Origin of the sequence: Blastococcus sp. TF02-09, assembly GCF_003319105.1 — a bacterium.
Classification (GTDB): domain Bacteria; phylum Actinomycetota; class Actinomycetes; order Mycobacteriales; family Geodermatophilaceae; genus Blastococcus.
Window position 1 is genome coordinate 1 of record NZ_QOHH01000027.1, and the last position, 1343, is coordinate 1343.

The 1343-nt window shown below is 71.3% G+C and carries 1 protein-coding gene; it reads right to left on the reverse strand.

What is annotated here, in order from left to right; genetic code table 11:
- Positions 1 to 18 precede the first annotated feature (18 nt).
- Positions 19 to 1110 carry an IS110 family transposase gene (locus DQ239_RS20000; RefSeq protein WP_233489524.1) on the reverse strand — a complete coding sequence of 364 codons (1092 nt, stop codon included), beginning with the start codon at positions 1108 to 1110 and terminating at the stop codon, positions 19 to 21.
- Positions 1111 to 1343 lie beyond the last annotated feature (233 nt).

A 1343-nucleotide genomic window follows, 5' to 3' on the forward strand; every position in this document is an offset into this window, starting at 1 on the left:
GGATGCTCCTATGGATCGTCAAGAGGTCTTGGGTGAGGTGAGCAGGTAGTAGAGCTCGCGGGCCATCAGGCGCTTGAGGCAGCGGATGATGTCTTTCTTGGAAAGTCCTTCGGCGGTGCGTCGTTGCACGTAGGCGCGGGTGCGGGGGTCCCAGCGCATGCGGCAGAGCACGACCCGGTAGATGGCGGCGTTGGCTTGCCGGTCGCCGCCTCGGTTGAGCCGGTGGCGGTGGGTGCGCCCAGAGGAGGCGGGGATCGGGGAGACACCGCAGAGCGCGGCGAACGCGGCCTCCGAGCGCAGCCGGTCGGGGTTGTCCCCGGCGGTGACCAGCAGCTGTCCGGCGACGTCGGTGCCCACGCCGTTCGCGCCGGTCAGGGCGGGGTTGATCTGCTGCACGAGCGGCGTGAGCTGGGCGTCGAGGTCGTCGATCTCGGCGGTGAGCTGGGCGTGGCGGCGGGCCAGGGTGCGTAGTGCGGTCTTGGTCGCCTGCTCGGGCTGGTCGATCCGGCTGTGGTCGGGGCGCAGTGCCGCGCAGGTGGTCAGCAACTGGCGCAGGCCCAGTCCGCGCAGCTGGCCGCGCAGCGGTTCGGGTGCGGTGATGAGCAGCGCCTTCAGCTGGGTCTGGGCCTCAGCGCGAGCCCCGACGGCGCTGCGGCGGGCGACCCGCAGCGCGCGCACGGCCTCGACCGGGCCGGTCCGGGCTTTCGGGGTGCCGGTGGCCCGCCCGGCCAGCGCCGCACGGGCGGCGGCCTCGGCGTCGATCGGGTCAGACTTGCCGGCGAACCGGCGGATCTTGCGGTCGGGTCGGTCGACCTCGACCAGCTCGATGCCCGCAGCGGCCAGATGGCGGGCCAGGCCGGCGCCGTAGACGCCGGTGCCCTCCACGCCGACCCGCTGCACCTGCCCGTGGTCAGCCAGCCAATCGGCCAGCTGGCCGTAGCCGGCCGGGGTGGCAGGAAACTGTTGGTGGGCCAGCATCCGACCGGCGGCGTCGATGACCGCTGCGGTGTGGGTGTCGGCATGGGTGTCCACCCCGCCGAATACCGGGTCACTTCCGGTGCTCCCGACAGCGGCATGGGCAGCAGGCAACGGTTCTGCGATGGTGGTCATCGCCGTCCTTCTCACTCGACCGGGCAAGGGCGGCACGCACCGCCGAGCGAGCGGACAAGACAGTGACGGGTGCTTGCTGGCACAAGCTCCTATGAGGTCACGAACCCTCGACCGGTGAGTGCAAGCGAGCCCCGCAGCGGACCGAACCGACAGATCCCGTTGAAGACCCGAAGTCAGTCAGTCGGTGGGTCAGGAACGACCGCTGCGGGGCTCGCCCACATCCTCACTGTCAG

What these genes read in the sequence shown, in the direction of transcription:
- DQ239_RS20000 (WP_233489524.1), bottom strand. Translation starts at nt 1,110, where the DNA reads ATGACCACCATCGCAGAACCGTTGCCTGCTGCCCATGCCGCTGTCGGG.